Here is a 2,388-nt window from a genome sequence, read left to right on the forward strand (position 1 = left end):
GGCGGACTCGCTCGGTGCGGCCGTCGGCGCGTCGCGTGCCGCGGTGGACTCCGGCTACTACCCGGGCCAGTTCCAGGTGGGTCAGACCGGCAAGACCGTGTCGCCGCAGCTGTACATCGCGCTGGGCATCTCCGGGGCGATCCAGCACCGCGCCGGTATGCAGACGAGCAAGACGATCATCGCGGTGAACAAGGACGAAGAGGCGCCGATCTTCGAGATCGCCGACCTCGGCATCGTCGGCGACCTGTTCAAGGTCGCGCCGCAGCTGACCGAGGCGATGAAGGCCCGCAAGGGCTGAGTTTCTCCCGCTGAGAAGACGCAAAAGCGCCCGACACGCCACGTGTTCGGGGGCTTTTGCGACTGCTCGCGACGTTCACTTAGCGTGCACGGACACGTCACGTTGACGATGCCATCCCGCTGTCCGGCTGGGCGACCGTGCAGTCGTGAGCACCGCTTCTGTACTCATACCCGCCGAGCAGACCGAGGGCGCCTCAGCGCCGCGTTACACCCTGCTGCTTTCCGCCGACCCTGCGCTCATCGAAGCCGGGCAGCGTCTTCGTCACGACGTATTCACCTCCGAACCCGGTTTCGCAGTTTCGGGCGCCGGCCCGGGATTCGAAGCAGGTAGAGACGCTGACCGGTTCGACGAATTCTGCGATCACCTGGTGGTCCGCGAGGACAACTCCGGCGAACTGGTCGGCTGCTACCGCATGCTGCCGCCGCCGGGTGCCATCGCGGCCGGCGGGCTCTACACCGCAACCGAATTCGACGTTGCGGCGCTGGATCCATTGCGGCCGTCGCTGCTCGACAAGCGCCGGGCGGACACCCGATACCTGCGCCGGTTGCGCTCGGTGGGGATGGCGCAGGAAGTGTCGCGGTGACCGTCGAGCATCCCTGGCTGCCCAGGGCGACGTGCGACGACAGTTGCATGCGCGCCGGCGGTGAGCAGGCCGGCCGACCGCTCAGCGTGGCATTGCGCACGGCGCTGCGCAGCACGCTCGCGCTGATGCTGGTGCCCGCCATACCGCTGCTGGCCGTGCCGTTGCCGGGCCGCTCGCAGGTGCAGCGTGCCTATTGCCGCCTGATGCTGCGCTGCCTCGGTGTGCGAATCACGGTGTCGGGCGGGCCGATTCGGAACCTGAGCGGCGTGCTGGTCGTCAGCGGCCACGTGTCGTGGGTGGACATCTTCGCCATCGGCGCGGTGCTGCCCGGCTCGTTCGTCGCCAAGTCCGAGCTCATCAACTGGCCGGCGCTGGGCATCGCCGCCCGCATCATGAAGGTCATCCCGATCGACCGGACCGACCTGCGAGGGCTGCCCGACGTGGTCGGAACCGTCGCCGACCGGTTACGCGCGGGTCAGACGGTGGTGGCTTTCCCGGAGGGCACGACATGGTGCGGCCTGGCGTACGGGCCGTTCCGGCCGGCGATGTTCCAGGCCGCCGTGGACGCGGGCCGGCCGGTCCAGCCGCTGCGGCTGACCTACCATCACCGCGACGGCAGGCCGTCGACGATTCCGGCCTTCATCGGCAACGACACGCTGCTGGCGTCCATCCGGCGGTTGATCACCGCGCGGCGCACGGTGGTGCACGTGCAGGTCCAGTCGCTGCAGCTGCCCGGTGGCGACCGCAGGGACCTGGCGCTGCGTTGCGAGGCCGCGGTTCGCGGAGAAACCGCCCGGCGCGCCCACGGGCCCGCGCTGGTGGCCTGACCAGGCGGTCAGGGCGGCCGGTACGCGGCGGTTATCCTTGACAGGTCATGACCTCGGACAAGTCCGTCTACCTGGATCACGCCGCCACCACCCCGATGCACCCCGCTGCCGTCGAGGCGATGGCGGCCGTGCTGGCGACGGTCGGCAATGCGTCGTCGCTGCATGGGACCGGCCGGGCCGCCCGGCGCCGGATGGAGGAATCGCGGGAGACGCTGGCCACCTTGCTGGGGGCCCGCCCGTCCGAGGTGATCTTCACCGCGGGTGGCACCGAGAGCGACAACCTCGCGGTCAAGGGCATCTACTGGGCTCGCCGCGACGCCGAGCCGCGTCGCCGGCGCATCGTCACCACCGCGGTCGAGCACCACGCGGTGCTGGACTCGGTGCAATGGCTGGCCGAACACGAAGGCGCCGAGGTGACGTGGCTGCCCACCGCATCGGACGGCTCGGTCGCGCCCGCCGCACTGCGCGAGGCGTTGCAGGATCACGACGACGTGGCGCTGGTGTCGGTGATGTGGGCGAACAACGAGGTCGGCACCATCATGCCGCTGACCGAATTGGCGGCCGTCGCGGCCGAATTCGATGTTCCGATGCATAGCGACGCGGTTCAGGCGGTCGGCCAGATTCCCGTCGACTTCGCCTCCAGCGGCCTGTCGGCAATGAGCGTCGCGGCGCACAAGTTC

General features: G+C 69.6%; 3 protein-coding genes and 1 pseudogene. All 4 read left to right on the forward strand.

Annotated features, from left to right (window positions below; translation table 11 throughout):
* Window positions 1–298, forward strand: a 298-nt coding sequence (locus tag ACRDU5_RS03370) for an electron transfer flavoprotein subunit alpha/FixB family protein (RefSeq protein WP_526612814.1), incomplete at its 5' end; no start/stop codon positions are given.
* A gap of 145 nt (window positions 299–443) precedes the next feature.
* Window positions 444–830, forward strand: a pseudogene (locus tag ACRDU5_RS03375) (GNAT family N-acyltransferase); the annotation flags it as partial.
* Window positions 831–928: 98 nt separating this feature from the next.
* Entirely contained in the window at window positions 929–1,708 is a 780-nt protein-coding gene (locus ACRDU5_RS03380; RefSeq protein WP_526612817.1) for a lysophospholipid acyltransferase family protein, read from the forward strand.
* A gap of 47 nt (window positions 1,709–1,755) precedes the next feature.
* Window positions 1,756–2,388: cysteine desulfurase family protein (locus ACRDU5_RS03385; RefSeq protein ID WP_526612816.1), on the forward strand; the 633-nt coding region annotated here is incomplete at its 3' end.

Origin of the sequence: Mycobacterium sp. (genome assembly GCF_050701515.1) — a bacterium.
In the GTDB taxonomy this organism is placed as follows: Bacteria; Actinomycetota; Actinomycetes; order Mycobacteriales; family Mycobacteriaceae; genus Mycobacterium.

Bases quoted from the DNA above. Each gene is read 5' to 3' on its own strand.
- ACRDU5_RS03380 (WP_526612817.1), top strand. From the start codon at position 929: ATGCGCGCCGGCGGTGAGCAGGCCGGCCGACCGCTCAGCGTGGCATTG.